Here is a 26,279-nt window from a genome sequence, read left to right as displayed (position 1 = left end):
AGTAACTTATAAGTCAAGTTACAAAGGGCATACGGTGGATGCCTTGGCGCCAAGAGCCGAAGAAGGACGGGGTAAGCTCCGAAAAGTCACGGGGAATCGCAAGCAGGTATTGATCCGTGAATATCCGAATGGGGAAACCCAACAATGGTAATGCATTGTTACCCATGGCTGAGACCATGAGGAGGGCACCTGGGGAACTGAAACATCTAAGTACCCAGAGGAAAAGTAATCAAGCGAGATTCCCTAAGTAGCGGCGAGCGAACGGGGAAGAGCCCAAACCGATTCAGTTTACTGATTCGGGGTTGAGGACCAGCATAATTCAAGTCAGGCTTAGTCGAACTACCTGGAAAGGTAGACCATAGGGGGTAACAGTCCCGTAGACGAAAAGCAGAGCAAGATGGCTGAGATCCAGAGTACCACGAGACACGTGAAACCTTGTGGGAAGCAGGGGGGACCACCCTCCAAGGCAAAATACTCCTTGGCGACCGATAGCGTATAGTACCGTGAGGGAAAGGTGAAAAGCACCCCGGGAGGGGAGTGAAAAAGAACCTGAAACCGTATGTCTACAAGCAGTCGAAGACCCTTATGTGGTCGACGGCGTGCCTATTGAAGAATGAACCGGCGAGTTACAGTAACTAGCGAGGTTAAGCAGAAAATGTGGAGCCGCAGCGAAAGCGAGTCTTAATAGGGCGATTAGTTAGTTGTTGTAGACCCGAAACCGCAGTGATCTATCCATGGCCAGGTTGAAGCGCAGGTAAAATTGCGTGGAGGACCGAACCCGTGAACGTTGAAAAGTTTTGGGATGAGTTGTGGATAGGGGTGAAATGCCAATCGAACGCGGAGATAGCTGGTTCTCCCCGAAATAGCTTTAGGGCTAGCCTCAAGAAATAAGTACAGACGGTAGAGCTCTGATTGGGCTAGGGGCCTTATAGGTTACCGAACTCTGTCAAACTGCGAATGGCTGTACTCGGACCTTGGGAGTCAGACTGCGAATGATAAGATCCGTAGTCAAGAGGGAAACAGCCCAGACCATCAGCTAAGGTCCCCAATGCCGTACTAAGTGGCAAAGGATGTGGAACTTCAGAAACAACCAGGATGTTGGCTTAGAAGCAGCCACCATTTAAAGAGTGCGTAATAGCTCACTGGTCGAGAGGTTTTGCGCCGAAGATGTCCGGGGCTAAAGTACGGAACCGAAGCTATGGATTTGTATCGTAAGATACAAGTGGTAGGGGAGCGTTCTATACGCATCGAAGCAGTACCGTAAGGAGCTGTGGAGTATATAGAAGTGAGAATGCCGGTATGAGTAGCGAAAAGACAAGTGAGAATCTTGTCCACCGAAAGCCTAAGGTTTCCTGAGCAACGCTCGTCGTCTCAGGGTAAGTCGGGGCCTAAGCCGAGGCGTAAATGCGTAGGCGATGGACAACTGGCAAACATTCCAGTACCACCCCCATCCGTTTGAGTGATGGAGTGACACAGAAGGGTAAGTAATCGCGTGAATGGAAGAAACGCGTCTAAGCTTGTAGGGTGTTTAGCAGGCAAATCCGCTAAACGTTAAGCCTGAGGAGTGACGGGGAGTTGACCGTAAGGTTGATGAACTTACTGATCCCATGCTGTCAAGAAAAGCTTCTAGCGAGGCTGTGGGTGCCCGTACCGCAAACCGACACAGGTAGGCGGGGAGAGAATCCTAAGGTGCGCGGGAAAACCCTCGTTAAGGAACTCGGCAAAATGTCCCCGTAACTTCGGGAGAAGGGGAGCCTCTTTAGGTGATTACCCTAGCGGTATGAGCTAAAGGAGGTCGCAGAAAAGAGGCCCAAGCGACTGTTTACCACAAACACAGGTGCCTGCTAAAGCGAAAGCTGACGTATAGGTGCTGACACCTGCCCGGTGCTGGAAGGTTAAGGGGAGTGCTTAGAAGCAATTCGAAGGTGTGAACTGAAGCCCCAGTAAACGGCGGCCGTAACTATAACGGTCCTAAGGTAGCGAAATTCCTTGTCGGGTAAGTTCCGACCCGCACGAAAGGTGTAACGACTTGGGCACTGTCTCAACGAGGGACCCGGTGAAATTGAAATACCTGTGAAGATGCAGGTTACCCGCGACTGGACAGAAAGACCCCATGGAGCTTTACTGTAGCCTGACATTGAATTTTGGTAAATGATGTACAGGATAGGTGGGAGACTGCGAGACATGTACGCTAGTATGTGTGGAGTCGTTGTTGGGATACCACCCTTTATTTACTGGAATTCTAACTTTAGTAGTAACGATACTAAGGACAGTGTCAGGTGGGCAGTTTGACTGGGGCGGTCGCCTCCGAAAATGTAACGGAGGCGCTCAAAGGTTCCCTCAGCGCGGTTGGAAATCGCGCGCAGAGTGCAAAGGCAGAAGGGAGCTTGACTGCGAGACGTACAGGTCGAGCAGGGACGAAAGTCGGACTTAGTGATCCGGTGGTACCGCGTGGAAGGGCCATCGCTCAACGGATAAAAGCTACCCTGGGGATAACAGGCTAATCTCTCCCAAGAGTCCATATCGACGGGGAGGTTTGGCACCTCGATGTCGGCTCATCACATCCTGGGGCTGTAGTAGGTCCCAAGGGTTGGGCTGTTCGCCCATTAAAGTGGTACGTGAGCTGGGTTCAGAACGTCGTGAGACAGTTCGGTCCCTATCCATCGCGGGCGCAAGAGATTTGAAGGGAGCTGCTCCTAGTACGAGAGGACCGGAGTGGACGAACCAATGGTGTACCAGTTATTCCGCCAGGAGTACAGCTGGGTAGCTACGTTCGGAAAGGATAAACGCTGAAAGCATCTAAGCGTGAAACCAGCCTTAAGATGAGATCTCTCATAGCGTAAGCTAGTAAGTCCCCTTGTAGATGACAAGGTTGATAGGCCAGGTGTGTAAGTCCAGCAATGGATTCAGCTGACTGGTACTAATAGGACGAGGGCTTGACTTAAATTTAGTTAGCAGCATGCTGCTAACAACTAACATGCAGTCTTTCTTCTGTGAAGTTTTGAAGGAACATATTTATATGTACTTCTAAAAACTTTAATCCAGTGGCGATAGCTAAGGGGTTCCACCTGTTCCCATACCGAACACAGCAGTTAAGCCCTTATACGCCGAAAGTACTTGGATGGAAACGTCCTGGGAGGATAGGTAGTTGCTGGTTAAGGAAAGTAAAAAGCACTCATGAAAATGGGTGCTTTTTACTATATTAGAGTTTACAAGTTTTAGAGAATGAAGTATTATCAATTTGTCATTGCGAGCACAGCGAAGCAATCCCCTACTTGTTACGAGATTGCTTCGCTGTGCTCGCAATGACAAATGACGCGAAGAGATATTGTGGTTCAAAAGGTTTTATTTTTTAAAGGACGTGTAAAACATATAAGTAATGATGAATACAGAGGCATAATGCCTCTGCTGCGGCACACCTTCGTGTCCTTTTGAAGAGTATTGAAGGTTTTCCATAAGAACATAAAGAATTGTATTATAATATAGATTACGGGTTAATCATACTTGTAGATTAGGATACAAATAATAGCTTATTGAACATTGAATATAAGGATAAATGTGAATGACAGGAAGGTGGATTAGTGAATAAAAGGTTATCATTAATTATGGTTATTATTGTTATTACAGCGTTATTTATTTCAGGATGCTTTGGCAAGACAAACTCGTCTAATGTCTATAAGGAAACACAATTTCTTATGGACACAATTGTTGAAATTACTGCTTATGGTCCAGGAGCAGAAGAGGCAGTGAAGGCCGCTTTCGCTGAGTTCCAGCATTTGCATGCTTTAACGAATAATTTTGATGATAATAGTCAAGTTTCGAGAATTAATCAAATGGCAGGTAAGGGAAAAGTTGTTGTTGATCCTGAATTGGTAAAAATTATTAAGTTCTCTCAGGATGTATCGGATAAGCTTGGCGGTTCTTTTGATATCACCGTTGGTCCCCTTACGAAATTATGGGGAATTGGTCATAAGGGCGAGTATGTACCAAGTCAGGCTGAAATTGATGAGGTTTTGCCATTGGTCAATTATCATTTGGTTGAGGTAGATACGGCTGCTAATACGATATATTTGCCAAAGGCGGGCATGATGCTTGATTTAGGTGCCATTGCCAAGGGATATGCTACCGATCAGGCTGTTGAACTACTAAAAGCAAAAGGAATAACATCTGCTCTAGTAAATGCTGGCGGGGATGTACGGGTTATTGGTAATAAGCCTGATGGTAAACCATGGAGGATTGGTATACAGCATCCTCGAGATCCAGATGGCATTAGTGCTAAGCTGGCTTTGACGGAATGGGATACGATGGAGACATCAGGAGATTATCAGCGGTTTATGATGAAGGATGGTATACGATATTCACATATTCTAGATCCGCGAACAGGATGGCAGCCAAGGGAAGTATCAAGTGTGACGATGGTTAATTCTAGTTCCACCTATGGAGATGTTTTGAGTAAACCTATTTTTGTTCTAGGAGTAGAAAAAGGGTTAGAACTGTTAAAACAATTTCCCGGCAATGAAGCTGTGATTGTTACTTTGGATGGTAAGATTATTATTACTCCCGGTCTTGAGGGAAAGATAGAGATATCTTCCGATGCAGATAAAAAATAACGAATGATTACTTTTTTGTCGGCATAAAGAGATAGGTTGCTGAGTAAAGTGAAAAAATGCTGATTGGATGGGAGAGGACTAGTAATGGATGATTTATGTAGAGAAATATCAAAAGCGTTAGCTGTTAATGTAGAAAGTAAAGCTGGTTATAATGAGTTCTTTTCTGCAGCGGTGCTGGTGCCTCTTATCGTCCAGGATGGTGAATTGGCTGTATTATTTGAAGTACGTTCTACACAATTATCCTGGCAGCCTGGAGAGATTTGCTTTCCAGGAGGTCGTATTGAAAAGGAAGATGGATCAGCTTTAGCTGCTGCTGTACGGGAAACCCAGGAAGAACTTTCTTTAGCAGCTGCTGAAATAAAAATTCTAGGAGCATTAGACGAAATCATAAGCCCTATAGGAGTAAAATTGCATCCTTACGTAGGCTATCTCTCGCCTCTTCATCCGATTGAACCTAGCCAGGATGAAGTTGCAGAAGTATTTACCATACCTTTACGTTTTTTGCTTGCTCATAAACCGATTGTTGCCCACATGGAAATGGGAACGAGACCTTTAGCAGATTTCCCTTTTTCCCTGGTTACTGGGTACTCTGAAGAATGGCGGGCACGTAAAACGTACCAGGTTTCATTTTATAAGTATAAAAAGCATGTGGTTTGGGGTTTGACTGCCCAAGTTTTGCAGGGATTTCTAGAGATTTATAAGACCATTGATGATAAATAATAAAAATCCCTCTGTAAAGAGGGATTATTTTTAAATTAAGTAAATAGTAGCTTATCCTGCCTATAACAAGATATAGTCGTATAGTCTAATGATTGGTAGCAATACGCCAATTCTGACCGTGGATGATTTGATTGTAAATTTCAGTTAGAGTTTGGAAAATAGTTGATCGCTTTACTGTAAGTTTCTTGGTAAGCAGTGAAATTTTAAACCAATGACCTTCCCGGGAAAGCTGATAAATGGTGTTATTAATCTCTAAACGAATGATTTTGCTAGGGGATTTACTAAGAGCATCTTCCAGCGTTTTTACAGCATGACCGTCAAGTGGAGGCATGGCTTGAATAAGATCTTTTTTCAATTATCAACACACTCCCTTTACTACTTGAATAAAATGTAGTTGCAAGTATTATATCATTTCAGTATAGAAAATGTATAATGGATTTTTGCCTAGAAAACAGGGTTCTTTGGCTTTATAGTGCAATGATCTCACCGTGTCTAGCTTATTTGCAAAATTCTGAGTTTTTATTAGGACAACTCTTAAGAACAGAAATTATATCGTATTATAAAAATTGACAGAATTTGTTTGGTTTATATTGTGCAGAAAAGACTGAATATATAGCAATTAGGGTATCTTTTTATAAGCACAGCTGATATACTAAAATAGTTTTAAAAGATGTATATCTGGAAGAGACCTTTAGGCGATTTTACTTTGGAGGAGGATACATTCGTGGAGAAAAATAAAAAAGGAATAGGACTTACAACTCAAATTTTTATTGCTCTTATACTTGGTGTTGTTTTCGGCTACATTTTCCCTGCCTATGGACAAGCATTAAAGCCCGTTGGTGACACTTTTATTCGCATGATTAAAATGATTGTAGTACCTTTGATTTTCAGTTCATTAATTATGGGTATTGCAGGTACTGGTGACTTTAAAAAGCTAGGTCGTTTAGGTGCAAAGGCAATTATTTGGTTTGAAGTCGCTACAACGCTAGCTCTCTTTGTCGGGCTGGCTGTAGCGAATATTTTCCAGCCAGGTGCAGGTGTCGCGATTGCAACAGGGGCGGATGTCAGTTCTGCTGCAGCAGCCGCAACGAAGACCATTGATATGACGCAAATGCTGGTTAATATTGTGCCTACCAATGTGATAGATGCTATGGGGCGCGGTGATATGCTGCAAATCATCTTATTCTCTACTTTCTTCGGCGTAGCAGCAGCTTCCATGGGAGAAAAAGGTAAACCCGCGGTTACATTAGCTATCAGCGTTGCTGAAATTATGTTCAAGTTTACTTGGTATGTAATGAAATTAGCTCCCATCGGTGTTTTTGCTTTGATTGCTTTCACTGTAGGAAAATTTGGTCTTGGAATGCTGATTCCGTTGGCTAAGTTAATTGGGTCGTTGTATTTTGCTTTAGTGTTATTTATTACGCTATTGTTAGCTTGTGCTTCTGTAATTATTCGGATGAATTTCTTTCAATTATTACGAGCTATTAAAGAACCGATTCTCATTGCGTTTTCCACTGCATCCAGCGAGGCAGCGCTGCCAATTGCAATGGAAAAATTAGAAAAATTTGGTGTGCCAAAGCACATTGTTACCTTTGTATTGCCAACAGGCTATACCTTTAATCTGGATGGTTCCACATTATATAGTGCATTAGCAGTTATCTTTATTGCGCAAGTGTATCAGATTGATTTTCCTCTTTCTACACAACTGTTGATGTTAGTTACATTAATGATGTCAACCAAAGGAATTGCAGCAGTTCCAGGTGCATCCCTCATCGTTATTGCCGGTACTGCAGCGGCTTTTGGTCTACCGGTAGAAGGCATTGGTATCATTCTGGGCGTTGATCGTATCTTGGATATGGCTCGTACAGCCTGTAATTTGATTGGTAACTGTGTAGCTGCTGTAGTAGTAGCACGCTGGGAAAATGAATTGCCAGATGAAGTGTTGCAAGTCGCTTATACTAAAAATTATGATGATTAACTCATTCTAAAAGCAGAAATGAGATGGTGCCTACTTGGCACTGTCTCTTTTTTTATAATTATGAGTTGGTGTTAATATTTTTTTGAATAAGAAAACTGCTCTTGCCAATACTATGAGTAAGGCAGGAAAAAAGCAGAATGAAATTTATATAAGCTGTTTTTTTAACTGTACTTAGTATAGCATTAGGAAAGGGTGACAATATTGCGTTATTCAAAGATTTTAACTAGTATTGTACTGCTATGTTTTGTGATAATGGTAGTCGGACTTGCAGGTGGGTGTAGTAATAGTCCAGCACCTAAACCACTGCCAGGTATGCCGGATTCTACAGATAATCCTGGGGTTAATGGAACAGGGAATATTATGATGCCACCGAGAATGATCATTGGCTATTATGAAAATCCTTGGCCAGGAACACCGGATAAAACAGGTTCTTTTCCAAGTATGAAAAGCTTTGCTAAAAGTATGACAGGTGTTGGTCCATTTTGGTATAAGGCAACCAAGGATGGCACTGTTGAAGCAAAAGACAGCCAGCTGGTATATGATACTGCTAGAGATCTAAAACTGAAAATGTACCCTTTGATTACCAATAAGACTGGTTCTACCGAAGAATTATTAGGTAATCCAGAGGTTCGCAGTAAAGCCATCGATAATATTGTAAAACTAGTTCAGGAAAAGCAGTATGATGGTATTAACATTGACTTTGAATTATTACCGCCAGCTCAGCGGGATAATTTAACTAGTTTTATGGCAGAGTTATATCCAAAAATGCAGGGCCTAAATAAAACAGTAATCATATCCGTATTTCCGCAAGTTGACGTAGCGGAGGATGTATCAGGAGCTTATAATTATCCTGAACTGGCAAAAAATGCTGATTTCCTGCAGATTATGACCTATGACAATCATTGGTCCACCTCTAATGCAGGTCCTATTGCACCAATTGATTGGTATGAGAAAAATATTAAATATGCGATTGATAATTGTGGTGGACCACACAAAGTAATTATTGGTGTTGGTTTATACGGTTATGATTGGGTTGGTAAGGAAGGGGAAACCATAACCTATGTAGACGCGATCGTACGGGCCGAACAGCATGATGCTAAAATTATGTATGATGAGACAGTGCAGGCGCCTCACTTTACTTACAAAGATCATGAAGTTTGGTTTGAAAATGATAAAAGCATAGCCGCTAAATTGGATATTATCGCAAAATACAATCCTGCTGGTATTGCACTATGGCGACTAGGTCAAGAGCAGCCAGAGGTTTGGTCATTAATTGATAGTAAATTTCCTAAGAAATAAAAAAATATCTGTCGAGCATGATTCGACAGATATTTTTTTCTGCGTATTAAACCGAAGTAGTTGCAAGGATATCGTAAAAAGAATATTATAGTAAATAAGTAACTTTACTATTTTTAATTAGACAATAAAGATGTATTCAGGTGGATTATGGAGAGAATATAAGATGCAGATAAAATGGGTCTAAGAAAACTGGTTACAAAGGATATTTTGAAATATAGAGATAAGCCATATAAAATCACAGCTTTAACCGAAAAAGATCAGGTGATCTAATAAATGATCTTCTATGAATCTTTTTCCAAGGGGTTTTGGATTACTGGTTGTATCTACTCGAGAAAATCCCGCTGAATAGGCTCTCAGGCTACATTTAACTGATGAAATTGTCTAAGCTTCCTTCTTTATATTGGGATTTTTATGTTATATCCATGAGGTGTCAAACATAAAAATCTTGACCTTTTATGTTACATTTTGTTATACTTAAAAGCAAGCCTCCCATGCGGAGGCTTGTTTATTGATTTTTTATCTGCAGTTTTTGAATTTAATACTTGGTATATGAGAATATTTCCAGGTAATAGAAGGGAGTTGCGCACTATGGCAGGACTGGAGAAAAGATTGGCTGAACAGAGGCGTGGTAAGGGAAGATCCGTTATTGCTGTCCTAGGTATTTTATTAGCAGTATTAGCAGTAGCTGGCGCGTCCTATGTTTGGTTTAGCGGAGGCATTGAACAAAGTAAAGAAAAGGGGAGCATTGTAACTCCTCAAAATAAAATTAACATAATGGTTATGGGTGTTGATGAACGTAGTGATGATACCGGGCGTTCGGATACGTTATTTGTTGTTACCATTGACACAAATACGAAAGATGTTGCAATGCTCTCTATTCCTCGAGATACGAGGGTGAAAATTCCAGGACATGGTTGGGATAAGATTAACCATGCTTATGCCTATGGCGGTCATAAATTAACGCAGCAGGCTGTCGAAGGTTTGTTAGGAATAAAATTAGATCATTATATTACAATTAATATTGCAGGGTTTAAAAAGATTATTGATGCTGTCGGCGGTGTAACCATTGATGTGGAAAAAAGGATGTACTATTCGGACCCTTATGATGATAATGGGGAAGATCATGGTCCTTTCGTAATTGATTTACGGCCAGGTGTCCAACGTATGGATGGTGATATGGCGATTCAATATGTACGTTATCGTGATGAAGATGGCGATATTGGCCGAGTTGAGCGTCAGCAAAAGTTTTTGCAAGCATTGATGAAGGAAGTCGCCAGTCCATCTGTTATTACTAAGATACCTGCTATTGTCCGAGAAGTAAATAGTGTGGTAAATAGTGATATGTCTACCACGGAAATGCTTAATCTTGCTAAAACCTTGAATGATGCATCGAAAAATGGGCTAAGAACAGACATGGTACCAGGGAAACCAGCATTTATTGATGAGATAAGTTATTGGCTGCCTGATGTAATGGCTCTTCGCAAGCACGTAGCTCAAACTCTTGGTGTAGCCATGGAAGAGAAATATGTTGCTGCGACACAGCGAGATGTAAGTGAATATGAGACTTCCATTCCAAAAGAAATGAAAGTAGTTGAAACACCGAAGGTAACTAAAAATGTAGTTCCAGAGAAAAAAACGACTTCGGATAAATCAAAAAAAGATGATAAAACTGATAAAAGTGACAAAACTGATACTTCATCAGATAAAGGCAAGTCCGTTAGTAAGAAAGCCAATTCTGATAAAGTAAGCGTGGAAGTGGTCAATGCCAGCGGCATGGCGGATGCAGGTGATAGAATTGCCGAGATCCTTCGTAACCGCGGATTTGAAGTAGCAGGTGTAACGAATACAGCAAATGCGTATAAGAATACAGTGGTTATTTCTAACACTACAGATAGTAGAGTTGTTAATAGATTAAGTTCGCTGCCATTTAAATATTCATTGCAGGTTACAAAAGATGAAGGTAAGACGATTGATGCAGTGGTTGTAGTTGGTAAAGATTATACAGGTAAGTAATGTTTCATAAAGTAGCCCATTAGGGCTATTTTTTTTGTTTTGCGGGATACTATGTTATACGAAAATCAATTGATAAAAAAGGAGTTAACCTATGTGGATTACAGAAAAGTCTCGCAGAATGAATATTATGGTATGGGTCATTGTGGCAGTGGTTGGTCTTTTAATATTGCGTTTGGCCTGGATGCAGTTAATACGTGGTCCACAATATAAGAAAGTAGCAGAAGAAAATCGCATACACCAAATTACAGAGCAAGCCCCGCGCGGGAATATGTATGATCGTAATGGGGCTTTACTTGTTACCAATCGTCCTAGTTTTGCTGTTGCTATTATTCCAGCAGAATATAGTTATGATTCTGCAAAGACAACGGCATTAGCCAATATGATTGGTATTTTACCTGAGACTATTGAAAAAATGCTAAAGGATGGGGAAGAATCACCTTATATTCCGATCATCGTGAAGCGAGATATTGATCCTGTATTGCAAGCCAAGATTTTAGAAAGAAAGGATACTTTAGCTGGGGTTGTCATTAGCGCCGTGCCTGTAAGGCATTACATATATAAGGATTTAGCAGCTCATGTGCTGGGATTTCTGGGCAGCATAAACGAGGAACAATATGCTAAGCGCAAGGCACAAGGATATAGACCTACAGATTTTATAGGAAAGGATGGTTTGGAGTTGGAATGGGAGGATGTATTACGGGGGATCGATGGTGGGTTACAAGTAGAAGTGAATGCCTTTGGAGAAGAAGTGCAAAGGATTGGTGAGAAGAAGGCTGTATCAGGGAAGGGATTAATTTTGACCCTGGATGGAAATTTACAGAAAGCTGCACAAGAAGCTCTGATGCAGCAGATTGAAATAAGCCGTAATATGGGGCAGCCTGCTAAAGGAGGGAGCGCCATCGTTTTAGATGTTCATACAGGAGGTGTTTTGGCAATGGTTAGCTCTCCAGCCTTTGATCCTAATTTATTTGCCAGTGGCATTAGCAGTAAAAACTGGGGGGATTTGATCAATCATCCTGATCATCCTCTTACGAATAAAGGAATACAAAGTACCTATCCACCAGGTTCTGTTTTTAAAATTATTACAACAGCTGCAGCCTTGGATATGGGATATGTTACGAAAGAGGAAGTGTTTGAGGATAAAGGATTCTATATCCTAGGGGGATGGAAATTTTACGGCTGGAAGACGGAAGGGTTAGGAAAGCTTACGATTGTTGATGCTATAGCATGGTCAAGTGATCCTGTTTTTTATGAACTAGGCCGCCGTATGGGGATTGATAATTTAGCCAGTTATGCATTAACCTTTGGTTTAGGAAAGAAAAGTGGTATTTTGCTGCAAGGGGAAGAAGAAGGATTAGTGCCCACAGAAGGATGGAAGCAAAAGAATTATGAGCAGCCATGGTATCCTGGAGAGACGATCATTGCTGCGATTGGGCAGGGTTATTATCTAACAACGCCCCTGCAGCAGGCACTATTACTAATGGCAGTTGCCAATGATGGAGTAATCTATCGACCGATGTTAGTGGAAAAAATCGTAGATGACAATGGAGCGATGGTTAGAAGCTACCAGCCGGAAGTGGTTCATAGGATTTATTTAAAGACAGAAACATGGGACATCATTAAGAGTGGCTTAGTTGCTGTCACGACCAAGGGGACAGGAGTAGGAGTCTTTCAGGGAGTTACTCCAACGGTGGCTGGAAAAAGCGGCTCAGCGGAAACAGGTACTGGTACCGTTCATTCTTGGTTTGCATGCTATGCACCGGCCCAAAATCCTGAAATTGCAATAGCTGTACTAGTAGAGGAAGGCGGTGAGGGTTCTACTGCTGCAGCGCCTGTTGTGCGAAAGATAGTAGAGGCATATTTCGGCGCGAAAGAAAAATCGGATTCAGGTGGCGCTTAAAAGGAGAACGTTAAACACAGAGGGCACAGAGAAGTATTTATTCAAAAATAGCTATGATTTTAAGACGCAAAGCGTTGTTTTTCTATAATTTTTTCTCTGTGCTCTCTGTGCCTCTGTGGTTCGGTTATTTTTTATTGATTTTAAAGGACCGGCATAGAGTTAAAAATTAAAAGTGAATCTTTGTACTTTCTAATAGAGGAATATTACATTTTTAGTCCGAAATATGCTAAAATATGAAGGATGTGAAAAATGTGCCCTGTTATCCGATAAACTTACAAATTAGTGGTCGCCCCTGTATGGTTGTTGGCGGCGGGAGTGTGGCCCAGCGTAAGGTTGGAGCGCTTTTGGCTGCTGGCGGAATGGTTACGGTAGTCAGCCCTGCCCTTACGAAGCAGCTGGCTTCCTTAGTAGAGGACAAGAGTATTATTCATATTGCTCGGTCTTACCGGCAGGGGGATGTTAATGGTTTTTTTATGGTAATTTGTGCTACCGATAATAAGTCAGTAAATAAATGGGCTGCTGAGGAAGGTATGGGTGCAGGTGCTCTTGTAAACGTGACGGATGCACCTGAGCTTGGCAATTTTAGTGTGCCATCCCAAATTTCTCATGGAGATTTGCTGCTTACGATTTCTACAGGTGGTAAAAGCCCAGCGTTGGCAAAAAAATTACGTGAGGAATTAGCAGAGCGTTATGGACCGGAATATGGAATCTATCTTGAGTTGGTGGCTAAAGCACGAGAGCAGATAAAAGAGCAGCTTTCGACAGCAAAAGAAAGAGAATCCTTTTGGCGAAGGACCTTGGATCAGGAAGTAATTATCTTGCTTAAGGAAGGTAAGATAAAAGAGGCGGAGGCTAAGATTAAAAATGCAATTGGTTGTACTAGGACTCAATCATAAGACGGCATCGGTAGATGTGCGGGAATGTTTTACTTTTTCTGAGGATAAGATCAAAACGGCATTGAATCATCTTCATGAATATGAAGAAATCAGCGAATGTGTATTACTGTCTACCTGTAATCGTACAGAGATGTATGCTGTAGTAGATGATGCGGAAGATGGATTTCCGGTAATGCAGCAGTTTTTGCAGCGAATATCCGAAAGCATTCTTGATATGGAAGACTTCTTTTTTTATGTTGAAGAAGATTGTATTGAACATTTATTCCGGGTATCGGCAAGTCTTGATTCTCTTATTATAGGGGAAGGTCAAATTTTAAGTCAGGTAAAAAAGGCGTATTCAGTAGCCAGGGACGTTGGCACTACAAGTACAGTACTCAATACGTTATTTAACAGAGCCATTGCTGTGGGTAAGAAGGTTCGCAGTGAAACCCGAATCGCTCATAGCGCAGTGTCTGTCAGCTATGCTGCTGTAGAGTTAGCTAAGAACGTATTTGGTAATTTATCTGCTTCCAATGTGCTATTGCTGGGGGCGGGACAAATGGGCGAACTTACAGCAAAGCATTTAGTAGGAAATGGTGTCAAAACAGTAATCGTTTCTAATCGTAAATACGAAAGAGCGGTAGAGTTGGCTGAACAATTTCGCGGAGTAGCCGTACCCTTTGAAAGTTTTATGAAAAGTGCTGTGGATGCTGATATTATTATTACTTCTACCGGTGCTCCTCATTACGTGATACGTGCCTGGGATGTGGCTCATTTAATGCCCAAGCGTCAAGGACGTCCTATTATTATTATTGACATTGCTGTACCCCGGGATGTGGAGCCTGAGGTATCTGCTATCGCGGGAGTACGTTTATATAACATTGATGATTTGGAAGCGGTTGTGGAGTCCAATGTTCGTTTAAGAGAACAGGAAGCAGAATTGGCTGAAGAAATTATTAAAAAAGAGTTAGAGGAATTGATGATTAAATTCCGTTATTTATCACTTCGTCCTGTTATGGCACGTTTGACAGATAAGGCAGAAAAAATTCGTCAGCGGGAGCTGAAGAGAGCACTGACAAAATTGCCTGATATTACAGCAGATGAACGTAAGGCCGTGGAAAATATGTCGAAGATGATTATACGTAAAATGTTAAGAGATCCTATGGTTTGCATTAATGAGGGAGCCTGTACACATAAAGAACAGTTCTATTTAGATGCAATACTGGATTTGTTTAAACTTGATACAATAGGAGAGGGCAGACATCGTGAAAAGAAAAAAAATTACTATCGGTACGCGGGGCAGTAAGCTGGCTCTATGGCAGGCAAATCATATTGCTGACTGTATAAGAGCTCAGTATCCTGATGTGGATGTAGAGCTACTTCATATTGTAACTACAGGTGATAAAATTTTAGATGTACCTTTGGCTAAAATTGGCGGTAAGGGTTTATTCACCAAAGAATTAGAAACGGCAATGCTAAATGGGCAAATCGATTTGGCCGTGCACAGCTTAAAGGATATGCCAACCGAGCTGCCAGAGGGATTGCTGCTGGCTGCTATTACTGAGCGTGTGGACGCTGGGGATGCTTTTATCAGCCCTAACTATGGCACCGTTGACAAGTTACCAAAAGGGGCCAGGGTCGGGACTTCAAGTTTAAGGCGAAAGGCACAGTTGCTTAAATATCGGTCAGATCTTAAGATTGGTGATCTGCGGGGAAACCTGGATACCAGACTAAAAAAATTAGAGAATGGCGAGTTTGATGGGATTATCTTAGCCGTTGCTGGTTTAAAGCGTTTGGGCTGGCAAGAGAAAATTACTCAAGTATTGCCCCAGGATATTTGTTTGCCAGCAGTGGGACAAGGGGCTTTGGCTATTGAGGCGCGCAGTAATGATGCAGAAGTATTAAAGATGCTTGCTTTTTTAAATCATCAGGAGACTCGCTGGGCTGTAGAAGCAGAACGGGCGTATTTGGCTGAAGTAGAAGGCGGCTGCCAGATTCCCATTGGTGTGTTCGGGAGAATAGAACAAGAGGTATTAACGTTAGAAGCGGCTATCTTGTCAGTGGATGGAGCGCGTCAGATTCGACAGGCCATTAAAGGGAATGCCCAGGATGGCAAGAAGCTTGGTCGTGATTTAGCACAACGGATGCTCGCCGAGGGTGGACGAGAGATTCTGCAAGAACTGGAAGTAAATCATTAATGGTTCAAAAAGAACGTGAGATGTTCTTCGCTATCATCTAGAATATAAATTGCGTTCTAACAGGAGGAGAAAATAATGAGGCAAGGAATTGTTTATTTAGTAGGGGCTGGTCCTGGTGACTATAAGCTTATCAGTGTAAAGGCCCTTGAATATATACAGCAGGCAGATACGATTGTATATGATCGATTAGCAGATGATCGATTGTTGTCAACAGCTAGAGAAGATGCGGAGCTTATTTATGTAGGCAAGGCTTCCAGTGACCATACGATGCGTCAGGAAGATATTAATCAGCTGCTGGTGGATAAAGCAAAAGAAGGGAAAAACGTAGTGCGGCTGAAAGGTGGAGATCCTTTCGTCTTTGGGCGGGGCGGTGAAGAAGCACTAACCTTAGTAGAAAATCATATTTCTTTTGAAATTGTACCTGGGATAACCTCAGCCATTTCAGTACCTGCTTATGCTGGTATTCCTGTCACCCATCGAGGGATTGCGACGTCATTTGCGGTAATCACTGGACATGAAGATCCTACTAAGCCGGAATCAACGATTAAATGGTCACATATATCTACTGGGGTGGATACCTTAGTATTTTTAATGGGAGTAGAAAATCTTCCTCATATTACATCCAAACTGATTGAGCATGGCCGTTCGGCAAATACACCTGCTGCAGTGATTCGCTGGGGAACGAAACCTGAGCAGCGGGTTTTAGTCACGACGGTAGGGAACGCTGCTGAGGATGTGGCAAAAGCAGGGATCAAGCCGCCAGCTATTTTTATTGTCGGCGAAGTTGTAAAATTGCGTGAACAGTTGGGCTGGTTTGATCAACGTTTGCTGTTTGGGAAAACGGCATTGGTCACTCGTGCAAGAGAGCAGGCCAGTGTCTTAACAAGTCAATTAGAAGCTTTGGGAGCTCAATGTATAGAAGCACCAGCCATCAAACTGGTTCCGCCAGAGAGCTATGCTGAACTGGATGAAGCAATTGAAAAATTAGCGACGTATGATTGGCTGATTTTTACCAGTGTAAATGGTGTTGAATATTTCTTTAAGCGTTTACATAGCATGAGGAAAGACAGTCGGGCTTTAGGCAGCGTTCAGGTTGCTGCCATTGGTGCGCAAACAGCAGCAAGGCTAAAAGATTATGGAATTTTAGCAGATATTGTGCCTTTGGAATTTAGAGCTGAAGGTATTGTTGCTGCAATGACGGGCAGGATTCAGCCAGGTATGTCAGTGCTTATTCCGAGAGCGTTGGTAGCAAGAGATCTTTTACCGGAAAAATTAGGGGAAATGGGAGCAAGGGTAAATGTCGTTCCTGTCTATCGTACTCTTACTGGGGATACGGATGGTAAGATTCTATCGGAAAAGCTAAAAGCAGGAGAAATCGATCTTGTTACATTCACCAGCTCCTCTACAGTAACCAATTTATTGAATTTATTAGGGGACCAGGGAGCGGAACTCTTAAAAAATGCCAAGATTGCATGCATAGGTCCGATCACTGCCGGCACGTGCTTGGAACATGGCATTACTCCGGATGTGATTGGTGAGGAGTACACGATTCACGGTATGATGGAAGTCATTAAAACGCTATATGAGGAGGCCTGAAAATGAGTTCTTTACTTCGTCCGCGACGTCTTAGAGTTTCTGCCGGAGTACGACAGTTAGTTCGGGAAACAACTCTTGAGGTTGGTAATCTAGTGTATCCTTTGTTTGTGGTGCCAGGAAATCAAATACGCAGGGAAATTTCTTCTATGCCAGGTGTTTTTCATTTGTCTCCCGATATGGCAGTCAAGGAAGCCGCTGAGGCATTTTCCTTAGGTATACCGGCAGTTATCATTTTCGGTCTTCCTGAATATAAAGATGCAGAAGGATCAAGTGCCTGGGATATGAATAGTCCTGTGCAAAAAGCAATGAGTCTGATTAAGGCGGCATTACCTGACATCGTAGTGATTGGTGATGTGTGTCTGTGTGAGTATACCAGCCATGGTCATTGCGGTTTGCTGAAAGGCCAAGAGGTTGATAATGACAGTACCTTGGAATTACTGGCAAAAACCGCTGTGAGTCAGGCTCAGGCAGGCGCTGATATCATAGCGCCTTCGGATATGATGGATGGACGTATATTAGCTATTCGCACTGCGTTAAATGAAAGTGGCTATAGCAATGTGTCCATTATGTCCTATGCCGTAAAATATGCATCTGCTTATTATGGACCATTCCGTGACGCTGCTGATTCAGCACCGCAATTTGGTGATCGCAAAAGCTATCAAATGGACCCGGCTAATAGTAGGGAAGCCATGCGCGAGGTCGAGTTAGATATTGCAGAAGGTGCAGATATTATTATGGTGAAACCGGCCTTGGTTTATTTGGACATTGTTCGTCAAGTTAGGGATCGCTTTGACTATCCTTTGGCAGTTTATAACGTAAGTGGTGAATATTCTATGGTTAAAGCTGCAGCAGCCCAAGGATGGATTGATGAAAAGCGTACAGTGATGGAAACACTGGTTAGCATGAAACGGGCCGGAGCGGATATTATTATTACCTATCATGCAATGGATGCTGCCCGCTGGTTAAAAGAGGAATAAGAATAGAGACAATAAACCACCTTTAGGAGGTCTACTCATGGCATTTCATTTAAATAAATCGACTGAAGCATTTAATGAAGCAAAGCAGTATATACCAGGGGGCGTTAATAGTCCTGTACGTTCCTTTCGAGGAGTTGGCGGAACGCCGCCTTTTATTGCGAGGGCTGCAGGCAGCCGCTTATATGATATTGATTCGAATCAATATATTGATTATGTTGGATCATGGGGTCCGATGATTTTAGGTCATGCTCATCCTGCGGTAGTAGAAGCTTTAGCTCAAGCTGTGTCTAATGGAACAAGTTATGGAGCACCTACTCTTTTGGAGACTACCTTGGCTAAATTGGTGCAGCAGGCCGTCCCTTCTATGGAATTAATACGCATGGTGAATTCAGGAACAGAGGCTACCATGAGTGTATTGCGTTTAGCAAGAGCATATACCAAGCGCAGCAAAATTGTTAAATTTATTGGCTGTTATCATGGACATCATGATAGTCTGCTGGTGAAGGCAGGGTCAGGGGCGGCTACCTTAGGTGTACCTGACAGTCCTGGTGTATCTGACGCTGTTGCCGGTGGAACGATTTCCGTAAATTATAATGATATATCAGCTCTGACAGAGGTCTTTTCTCAATATGGCGAAGAGATTGCTGCCGTCATTATTGAACCTGTTGCCGGCAACATGGGAATGGTGCTGCCGCAGGAAGGATACCTGGCAGCCGTACGTGAAATTACGCAGCGATATGGTTCTTTGCTGATATTTGATGAGGTTATGACTGGTTTTCGTGTGGCTTACAGCGGAGCACAGTCAGTGTTCGGCATAAAGCCTGATTTGACTTGCTTAGGAAAGATTATCGGCGGCGGTTTGCCCGTAGGTGCTTATGGCGGCAGGCAGGATATTATGGAGCTTATTTCTCCTGCTGGCCCTGTATATCAGGCAGGTACACTAAGCGGTAATCCGTTGGCAATGACAGCAGGGATTACCACTCTTACCCTCTTATCGCAAACACCTGGACTATATGAGAAGTTAGCTGAGAAAACCAAAACTTTATGTGCCGGAATCCGTGCTCAAGGCGAGAAGTATGGTTTTACATTGCAGTACCATCAGCTTGGTGCCATGTTTGGCATGTTCTTCACAGACCAACCTGTATATGATTATGAGAGTGCGAAACAATCAGATATTGGTGCATTCAATACCTTCTTTCATGCGATGTTAGAGCAAGGGGTATATATGGCACCGTCTCAATTTGAAGCAGGATTTATGTCTGCTGCTCACTCGGAAGAAGATATTGCTGCAACAATTGCAGCAAGCGGCTATGCTTTTGCTAAAGTGGCAGAATACCATAAAAACAATAAATAAAGTTGAGCTTACACAATAAGCTTTGGTAGCCGAGGGGGTTAGCAGATGAGTAAAGTTCGCAGTGATGGTGAACCTGTGGAAAGAATGGCTAAGTTAATGGCAGAGTTATATTATTTTATGGCTAAAGAAATGGTCGAAAGAATGGGATCGGAATTAGGAAAAGAATCGATAAGGGCTGCCATACATAATTTTGGTAAAGCCAGGCTTGTCTCAATGAAGGAAGAAGCGGCAGAAAGAGGATTAGAAATAAATTCAGAGACGTATACGAAGGTAAGGGATATGCCGGGAATCTCTTGGGAAAGGAATCCTGATCATCCTGAGGACATTACCTATTGTCCAATGCAAGATATGTGGACGGAGCTAGGGGATCAAGAATTGGGCACCATTTACTGCGAGATTGATGATGTGCTATACAAGGGATTTAATGCCCGATTAGATAGGCCTCTTTGCAAGACAAGCGGAGATAAGGTGTGTCGTTTTATCGTTACGGAAGTATGACTTTATTCTAGAAACCATACTGAGATAAGGGAATAATGCTTCGTAAAAGAGCAGTGCCAAAACGAATGTTTTGGCACTGCTCTTTTTTCACGTCTTCGCGGTTCAAAAGTTCTTATTGTTTTAATAAGATTTTTTGATTTCAATTTTATAAGCCTTCAATTTTCGATAAAGTGTGCTTCTATCCATTCCCAGCAATTTAGCCGCGCGGGTTATATTGGAATGGCATTGTGCTAATGCATCCGTAATCCGTTTGTCTTCTGACGGCAGAAGGTCATTGTCAAGTGGGGGGAGATCGCTTGCTGTGGCAGGTAGTTCTGTTTCCTCTTCTCTGTCATGCCAATATTTTTTTATAACCTCTTCGGTAATCCATTTTTCACTGGCGATGACCACCAATCTTTCTATGAAATACTTTAATTCCCGAACATTCCCTGGCCAGGAATATCCGGATAGATAGTCATATCCAGAATCAGAAATATCCAACTGTTTAAAATGTCGTCTTTTATAATATTCCAAGAAATGATGTGCAAGATATTGTATATCATTTTTTCTGTTGCGTAATGCAGGCAGCGTCATGGTTAGTACTTTAAGCCGATAAAAAAGATCTTGCCGAAATTGTCCTTCTTTAATAAGTTCCATTAAATTTTTATTAGTAGCTGCAATAATCCTCATATCAACGGGTATGTATTTGTCATCCCCGAGACGCATGACCTGCTTTTCCTGCAGCACACGAAGCAGGCGGCTTTGCGCGTATTTATCCATTTCTGATATTTCATCTAAAAAGATAGTGCCTGTATGGGCCATTTCAAATAAACCTGGTTTCCCTTTTTTGGTTGCGCCCGTAAATGCTCCTTCTACATAACCGAATAATTCGCTTTCAAGTAAGTTTTGCGGCAAGGCAGCACAGTTGACGGCAACAAATGGTCCATGTCTTCGTTGGCTTTCGTTGTGTATGCTTTGGGCAAATAACTCTTTTCCTGTGCCGGATTCCCCTGAAATTAATACAGTGGCGTCAATTAAAGACATTTCTTGTGCAATTCGCTTACTTTCAATCATCTGAGGTGAGACTCCTAATAGATCGGTGAAGTGATATCTGGCAATAAATTTTCTGGTGATTAACTCGTTGCGGATTCTAGCCTCCATTTCCTGAATACGGGTGACATCCTGGAACGCGATGATTGCACCAATGATCAATTGATCGACGATGATAGGCGCGATGTTAAAGCTAATCCATATGGTACCAAGTTGAACGACTTGGCCGATGGATTGCTGTCCTTCCAGTAAACAGGTATCAAAATTGATAAAAGTGAGTATGGAGTCTATTTTTTTCCCCAGTATATCTTTGGCAGAGAGATTTAATAATCGTTCTGCCGTCGGGTTGAATACTTTGATGACTTTGTCCTTATTAATGCTGATAATGCCTTCTAATGAATAATCTACTAAGGCTTTAAATTCTTGGGCTTTTTCTTTTTCGATTTTTCGGCCCAGCATAATTTTCTGGGCTTCAAGGAGTGCCGTTCGGATAGAAAAATCTCCGGAGCGTATGAGGTGGGTCATTAATCCTTTCTTGGCAGCCAGAAGAATGGTTTTTATACCGCCTACTACGATGTCAGCATCTGTTACTGCTACTTCTGCTATTTTGGAAGGGAGATCCTCAACCGTTTTAAGAGGATAAATGGTCAACTCAATGTCGAGAATGGTTGATAGTATTTCAATATCGTGGACCATATTGCTGAATGCCAATATGGCAACCTTGGGGTGAGGCAGTCCTGTTAACTTTTTGGACTCATGAAAAACTTGAGCCAGGTCTTGGCCCGTAATGGGAATTTCAACAACGGGGATATTCACTCGAGACTCAATAATTAACCGGGCGGTGCCGCCGCGGCAGACAATCACATCAATATCTTCATTCTGTAGTTTTTTAGCAATTCTAATACCTCTATTTAGTCTTGCTAAATAGAGATCAAATTTGTGATGTAAGCCCAGTTCCTGAATGATTTTCTTGCCTTGCAGAAATAATTGTTTATCGGGGGCAATAAAGGCGATTTTGGACAATGCTCTCAGTCCTTTATATTAAATGTCTTCTTTATTATACATGCATCAAAAAGGAAAACGCAACAACGATTGTAGCAATTAATGCTACGATTGGTGTATACAATAATGCGATTGTGGTGGATGGATTATTATAAAAGTCAGATAATTCTACGTTTTATAGTTGGCACGGTTATTGCAATAATAAAAAGCAATAGCGGAAATATTGCTAAAATAAGAAATAATCAGAATGATGGCAATACCGCAAAATAAAGGAGGGAAATTTGTTAATGAATGATAAACAAGTGATTCAAAAAAAGACTAATATCCGATATTTTATACTTGCCATGTTATTTATTGTTACCACATTTAATTATGTTGACCGTGCAACCCTTTCCATTGCTGCATCTGCCATGAGAAAGGAACTGGGGTTTGATGCTGTGACCATGGGAATGGCTTTTTCGGCTTTTGGCTGGTCTTATACTGCCATGCAAATCCCAGGTGGCTGGGTTCTGGATAAGTATGGTGCTCGTGTTGTTTATGGTTCGGGATTATTCCTTTGGTCTTTATTCACGGTTTTACAAGGGACTGTTGGTTTCTTTGCAGGCAGTGCTTTTGCTATGCTTTTTGGACTGAGATTTTTAATGGGGATTGCAGAAGCACCAGCTTTCCCGGCAAATGCCAGAATTACGGCAATGTGGTTCCCAACTCACGAGCGTGGGTTTGCATCAGCAATTTTTAATTCTGCTCAATATTTTGCCTTAGCCGTTTTTACGCCCTTGATGGCTTGGACATTGCATGCATTTGGTTGGCACTATATTTTCTATTGGACTGGCGCCGCGGGGATTGTTATTTCGATCTTCTGGTTTAAAGTGATTCGTGATCCTAAAAACCATTCCGGTGTAAATCAGGCAGAAATGGATTATATTGAAGCTGGAGGTGGGTTGGCAAGTCTTGGTGATAAGAAGACTCCCATCAAATGGAATTATGTTCGGGCTTTGGTACAGAATAGACAAATGATCGGTGTATATCTTGGACAATTTTGTTTGAATACTATCACCTGGTTTTTTCTTACCTGGTTTCCAACGTACCTTGTTGAAGCAAAAGGCATGTCGATGCTAAAGGTAGGCATTGTTGCCTCGATTCCTGCTATCGCAGGATTTGCAGGGGGTGTGCTTGGTGGCTATTGGTCAGATTGGCTTTTACGCCGAGGCAAGAGCTTAACAGTAGCTCGTAAAACACCAATTATTATTGGTCTGGTCTTCTCTAGTAGTATTATATTAGCCAATTATGTAGACTCAACAGTACTGGTTGTTGCAGTAATGTCTCTGGCCTTTTTCTCTAAAGGTGTTGGTGCTTTAGGATGGTGTGTTGTTGGTGATACATCGCCAAAAGAAATGATGGGAGTCAGCGGTGGAATTTTTAATATGGTAGGAAATCTGGCAAGTATTGTGACTCCGTTGGCAATCGGCTATATTTTGAAGGTAACGCAATCTTTTAATGGTGCTTTAGTGTTTGTTGGCATTATGGGTTTATTAGGAGCAATGTCGTATCTATTTATTGTTGGCGATATTCATAGAGTGGAATTAAAAATTGATAAAGACGAATTGTAAAAAATAACTCTAAAATATAGAAATCAAATAGAAAGTAAAGGAGAAAGAATACATGTCTTTGACTGAAGATCGAAAAGAAGTACCTCTTTATATAAAAATAAATCCAATTGATAATGTTGCGATTGTGGTCAATTCCGGGGGATTGCCTGAAGGGACAGTATTTGCCTGTGGTCTCGAACTCAAGGAACATATTCCCCAAGGGCATAAAGTAGCTTTGGCTGATATAGAGCAAGATGGGGAAATTCTTCGCTATGGTGAAGTTATTGGGTACGCAGTTCATTCAATAATCAAAGGCAGTTGGATTGATGAATCCTTAGTGCGCATGCCAACACCACCGGATTTAGATGAATTATCAATTGGCAATAAAGTGCCACAACCATTGCCGCCTCTTGAAGGGTACACCTTTGAAGGATTCCGTAATGCAAACGGCACTGCTGCAACAAAAAACATTCTTGGTATTAGTACAAGCGTTCAATGCGTTGCAGGTGTCTTAGATTATGCGGTAAAACGGATTAAAGAAGAAATTCTTCCTCAATATCCTAATGTAGAGGATGTAGTAGCATTGAATCATAATTACGGCTGTGGTGTGGCGATTGATGCTCCGGAAGCGATTGTTCCCATTCACACTCTGCAGAATCTTGCAACCCATCCCAACTTTGGTGGAGAAATAATGGTAGTTGGCTTAGGTTGTGAGAAACTTGCTCCTGAAAAGCTGATACCAGATGGTGATGCTGCTACAATTGTTGTATTGCAGGAACAGCGTGGATTTCATCAAATGGTTGAGAAGATTACGAAAGAGGCAGAAGAACAATTAAAAAGATTAAATTCCCGAAAGCGAGTTACCTGTCCCATTTCCGATCTGGTAGTTGGGATGCAGTGTGGCGGAAGTGATGCTTTCTCTGGTGTGACGGCGAATCCAGCGGTGGGATATGCCGCAGATTTGCTGGTGCGTGCTGGAGCGACGGTTCTATTCTCGGAAGTTACAGAAGTGAGAGATGGGATTCACTTATTAACACCCCGCGCCGTGAATGAAGAGGTCGGTCGTAAACTCATTCAGGAAATGAAATGGTATGATCATTACTTGGATCTTGGCGAAGTAGATCGAAGTGCTAACACAACGCCGGGTAATAAAAGAGGCGGCCTGGCTAACATTGTGGAAAAAGCTCTCGGTTCGATTGCTAAATCAGGCAGCAGTGCCATTGTAGGGGTACTGTCTCCGGGGGAGAAAGCAAAGGAAAAAGGGCTGATTTACGCGGCAACACCAGCAAGTGATTTTGTATGTGGTACTCTGCAGTTGGCTTCTGGAATTCACGTACAAGTATTCACCACCGGACGGGGGACACCTTATGGATTGGCCATGGCACCGGTCATTAAAGTGGGGACTCGAAATGCGCTGGCGCAGCAGTGGCATGATCTCATTGATGTGAATGCGGGACAAATTGCAACGGGTGAAGCAACTATTGAAGAAGTTGGCTGGGAAATATTTCGCATGATTATCGAAGTTGCCAGTGGCCGTAAAGAAACGTGGGCTGAGCACTGGGGATTACACAATGCATTATGTCTGTTTAATCCTGCACCGGTCACCTGATTCTAATTAGGTTATTAAATGGCGAATATTTAATACAACAAAGGTGGGAAAACAATGAAAGTAACTGAAAATAAAGCAGGATTTACGCCGAGAGGAATCATCCCGGCAGTGATAACACCTCTTACGGCAGAAGAAAAATTTAATGAAAAAGCTATGCGCAAGTTGGTTAATTATCTGATTGGTGGTGGTGTCCATGGACTCTTTATAACTGGGACAACCGGAGAATTTTACGGTCTAACTCCTGAAGAAAAACGGGAAGTCATTCAGGTTACCATGGATGAAGTAAAAGGCAGAGTTCCCGTTTATGCAGGAACGAATGGGATCACCACTCGGGAGAGTATCATGCTGACTCAATTAGCGGAAGAATGCAAAGTCGATGCCGTGTCGGTTTTAACACCGATGTTTGTTACTCCTAACCAGGAGCAGCTCTATAAACACTATAAAGACATTGCGGCAAGTACATCTCTTCCTGTGATACTCTACAACAATCCACCTAAAACAGGTGTGAATCTTGCACCTGCAACGGTAGCAAAGCTGGCTGAAATACCAAATATCGTGAGCATCAAGGATTCCAGTGGTGATTTGACCTTGACAGCAGAATATATCCGTTTGACCCAAGACAGAGAGGATTTCTCTGTACTTATGGGACGGGATACGTTGATCTATGGGGCACTTTTATATGGTGCTACCGGTTCCATAGCATCTTGTGCCAATGTGGCACCAAGACTGTGCGCTGACATTTATGAAAAATATATGGCTGGTGATTTAGCGGGAGCTTTAAAAGCGCAGTTTGCTCTGGCACCTCTTCGGATTGCCTTTTCCATTGGTACCTTCCCGGCGGTGATTAAAGAATCGCTTATTTTATTAGGTATTGAGGCAGGGCCGTGCATGGACCCCGCAGGTCCTATGACACATGAAGAACGAGCACAGCTTAGTAAGGTATTAATTGAGATGGGATTGTTGAAGTAATTCATAATCTTTTAAGGACAGATGAGTCTAAGAGCAGATTACGTTAATTTAAAAATAAAGGAG

At 42.2% G+C, this 26,279-nt stretch carries 18 protein-coding genes and 2 rRNA genes; 18 read left to right on the top strand and 2 right to left on the bottom strand.

What is annotated here, in order from left to right:
* Positions 1-11 precede the first annotated feature (11 nt).
* The 4 genes from FR7_RS22340 to FR7_RS22325 all read left to right on the top strand — a co-directional run bounded on the left by FR7_RS22340 (position 12) and on the right by FR7_RS22325 (position 5,330).
* A 23S ribosomal RNA gene (locus FR7_RS22340) occupies positions 12-2,944 on the top strand.
* A gap of 96 nt (positions 2,945-3,040) precedes the next feature.
* Positions 3,041-3,157: ribosomal RNA gene (gene rrf, locus FR7_RS22335) — 5S ribosomal RNA — on the top strand.
* 424 nt (positions 3,158-3,581) lie between these two features.
* Positions 3,582-4,610, top strand: a complete 1,029-nt coding sequence (locus FR7_RS22330; protein WP_007933960.1) for an FAD:protein FMN transferase — start codon at positions 3,582-3,584, stop codon at positions 4,608-4,610.
* A gap of 84 nt (positions 4,611-4,694) precedes the next feature.
* Entirely contained in the window at positions 4,695-5,330 is a 636-nt protein-coding gene (locus FR7_RS22325) for an NUDIX hydrolase (RefSeq protein ID WP_007933958.1), read from the top strand.
* 85 nt (positions 5,331-5,415) lie between these two features.
* Here the strand turns inward: FR7_RS22325 and FR7_RS22320 are convergent, their stop codons facing one another.
* Positions 5,416-5,685: a hypothetical protein gene (locus FR7_RS22320; protein ID WP_007933956.1), complete on the bottom strand. Its 270-nt coding sequence runs from the start codon at positions 5,683-5,685 to the stop codon at positions 5,416-5,418.
* A 369-nt stretch (positions 5,686-6,054) separates the two neighbouring features.
* Between FR7_RS22320 and FR7_RS22315 the strand changes: the two genes are divergently transcribed.
* From FR7_RS22315 to FR7_RS22265, 11 genes are all read left to right on the top strand, one after another.
* Positions 6,055-7,308: a dicarboxylate/amino acid:cation symporter gene (locus FR7_RS22315; protein WP_007933954.1), complete on the top strand. Its 1,254-nt coding sequence runs from the start codon at positions 6,055-6,057 to the stop codon at positions 7,306-7,308.
* Between the two features lie 192 nt (positions 7,309-7,500).
* On the top strand, positions 7,501-8,607 hold the full coding sequence (locus FR7_RS22310) for a glycosyl hydrolase family 18 protein (protein WP_007933953.1): 1,107 nt from the start codon (positions 7,501-7,503) through the stop codon (positions 8,605-8,607).
* A 588-nt stretch (positions 8,608-9,195) separates the two neighbouring features.
* Positions 9,196-10,620: an LCP family protein gene (locus FR7_RS22305; protein WP_007933952.1), complete on the top strand. Its 1,425-nt coding sequence runs from the start codon at positions 9,196-9,198 to the stop codon at positions 10,618-10,620.
* Between the two features lie 91 nt (positions 10,621-10,711).
* Entirely contained in the window at positions 10,712-12,520 is a 1,809-nt protein-coding gene (gene mrdA / locus FR7_RS22300) for a penicillin-binding protein 2 (protein ID WP_007933951.1), read from the top strand.
* A 233-nt stretch (positions 12,521-12,753) separates the two neighbouring features.
* Positions 12,754-13,416, top strand: coding sequence for a precorrin-2 dehydrogenase/sirohydrochlorin ferrochelatase family protein (locus tag FR7_RS22295; RefSeq protein WP_017531444.1), 663 nt, complete (start codon positions 12,754-12,756; stop codon positions 13,414-13,416).
* Positions 13,385-14,701, top strand: coding sequence for a glutamyl-tRNA reductase (gene hemA, locus FR7_RS22290; RefSeq protein WP_007933949.1), 1,317 nt, complete (start codon positions 13,385-13,387; stop codon positions 14,699-14,701). The genes FR7_RS22295 and hemA overlap by 32 nt, the downstream gene beginning before the upstream one ends.
* Positions 14,661-15,593 (top strand): hydroxymethylbilane synthase, encoded by a 933-nt coding sequence (gene hemC / locus FR7_RS22285; protein WP_007933948.1) that lies wholly within the window; start codon positions 14,661-14,663, stop codon positions 15,591-15,593. Before hemA ends, hemC begins: the two co-directional genes overlap by 41 nt.
* A 75-nt stretch (positions 15,594-15,668) precedes the next feature.
* A complete protein-coding gene (gene cobA, locus FR7_RS22280) occupies positions 15,669-17,189 on the top strand; it encodes a uroporphyrinogen-III C-methyltransferase (RefSeq protein WP_007933947.1) in 1,521 nt (506 codons plus the stop codon).
* Positions 17,190-17,191: 2 nt separating this feature from the next.
* Positions 17,192-18,166, top strand: coding sequence for a porphobilinogen synthase (gene hemB, locus FR7_RS22275; RefSeq protein WP_007933946.1), 975 nt, complete (start codon positions 17,192-17,194; stop codon positions 18,164-18,166).
* Positions 18,167-18,203: 37 nt separating this feature from the next.
* Entirely contained in the window at positions 18,204-19,520 is a 1,317-nt protein-coding gene (gene hemL, locus FR7_RS22270; protein WP_007933945.1) for a glutamate-1-semialdehyde 2,1-aminomutase, read from the top strand.
* 45 nt (positions 19,521-19,565) lie between these two features.
* Positions 19,566-20,018 carry an L-2-amino-thiazoline-4-carboxylic acid hydrolase gene (locus tag FR7_RS22265; protein WP_007933944.1) on the top strand — a complete coding sequence of 151 codons (453 nt, stop codon included), beginning with the start codon at positions 19,566-19,568 and terminating at the stop codon, positions 20,016-20,018.
* 120 nt (positions 20,019-20,138) lie between these two features.
* Here FR7_RS22265 and FR7_RS22260 read toward each other — a convergent pair whose 3' ends face one another.
* A complete protein-coding gene (locus FR7_RS22260; RefSeq protein ID WP_007933943.1) occupies positions 20,139-22,070 on the bottom strand; it encodes a sigma-54-dependent Fis family transcriptional regulator in 1,932 nt (643 codons plus the stop codon).
* Positions 22,071-22,336: 266 nt separating this feature from the next.
* On the opposite strand from FR7_RS22260, the gene FR7_RS22255 reads away from it, so the two are divergent.
* From FR7_RS22255 to dapA, 3 genes are read left to right on the top strand one after another with little or no spacing between them, the layout of a single operon-like run.
* On the top strand, positions 22,337-23,659 hold the full coding sequence (locus tag FR7_RS22255) for an MFS transporter (protein ID WP_007933942.1): 1,323 nt from the start codon (positions 22,337-22,339) through the stop codon (positions 23,657-23,659).
* Positions 23,660-23,711: 52 nt separating this feature from the next.
* A complete protein-coding gene (garD, locus tag FR7_RS22250) occupies positions 23,712-25,247 on the top strand; it encodes a galactarate dehydratase (RefSeq protein WP_007950888.1) in 1,536 nt (511 codons plus the stop codon).
* A gap of 54 nt (positions 25,248-25,301) precedes the next feature.
* On the top strand, positions 25,302-26,216 hold the full coding sequence (gene dapA / locus FR7_RS22245; protein WP_007933937.1) for a 4-hydroxy-tetrahydrodipicolinate synthase: 915 nt from the start codon (positions 25,302-25,304) through the stop codon (positions 26,214-26,216).
* Positions 26,217-26,279: the final 63 nt, after the last annotated feature.

It is taken from the genome of Pelosinus fermentans DSM 17108, from assembly GCF_000271485.2.
GTDB classification, from domain to species: Bacteria; Bacillota; Negativicutes; order DSM-13327; family DSM-13327; genus Pelosinus; species Pelosinus fermentans.
This window is presented reverse-complemented; position numbering and strand designations above follow the sequence as displayed.

Excerpts from the sequence above, each read along its gene's own strand:
- FR7_RS22325 (WP_007933958.1), top strand. The coding sequence starts at position 4,695 with ATGGATGATTTATGTAGAGAAATATCAAAAGCGTTAGCTGTTAATGTA.
- FR7_RS22305 (WP_007933952.1), top strand. The coding sequence starts at position 9,196 with ATGGCAGGACTGGAGAAAAGATTGGCTGAACAGAGGCGTGGTAAGGGA.
- mrdA (WP_007933951.1), top strand. The coding sequence starts at position 10,712 with ATGTGGATTACAGAAAAGTCTCGCAGAATGAATATTATGGTATGGGTC.
- FR7_RS22295 (WP_017531444.1), top strand. The coding sequence starts at position 12,754 with ATGAAGGATGTGAAAAATGTGCCCTGTTATCCGATAAACTTACAAATT.
- hemA (WP_007933949.1), top strand. The coding sequence starts at position 13,385 with ATGCAATTGGTTGTACTAGGACTCAATCATAAGACGGCATCGGTAGAT.
- cobA (WP_007933947.1), top strand. The coding sequence starts at position 15,669 with ATGAGGCAAGGAATTGTTTATTTAGTAGGGGCTGGTCCTGGTGACTAT.
- hemB (WP_007933946.1), top strand. The coding sequence starts at position 17,192 with ATGAGTTCTTTACTTCGTCCGCGACGTCTTAGAGTTTCTGCCGGAGTA.
- hemL (WP_007933945.1), top strand. The coding sequence starts at position 18,204 with ATGGCATTTCATTTAAATAAATCGACTGAAGCATTTAATGAAGCAAAG.
- FR7_RS22265 (WP_007933944.1), top strand. The coding sequence starts at position 19,566 with ATGAGTAAAGTTCGCAGTGATGGTGAACCTGTGGAAAGAATGGCTAAG.
- FR7_RS22255 (WP_007933942.1), top strand. The coding sequence starts at position 22,337 with ATGAATGATAAACAAGTGATTCAAAAAAAGACTAATATCCGATATTTT.
- garD (WP_007950888.1), top strand. The coding sequence starts at position 23,712 with ATGTCTTTGACTGAAGATCGAAAAGAAGTACCTCTTTATATAAAAATA.
- dapA (WP_007933937.1), top strand. The coding sequence starts at position 25,302 with ATGAAAGTAACTGAAAATAAAGCAGGATTTACGCCGAGAGGAATCATC.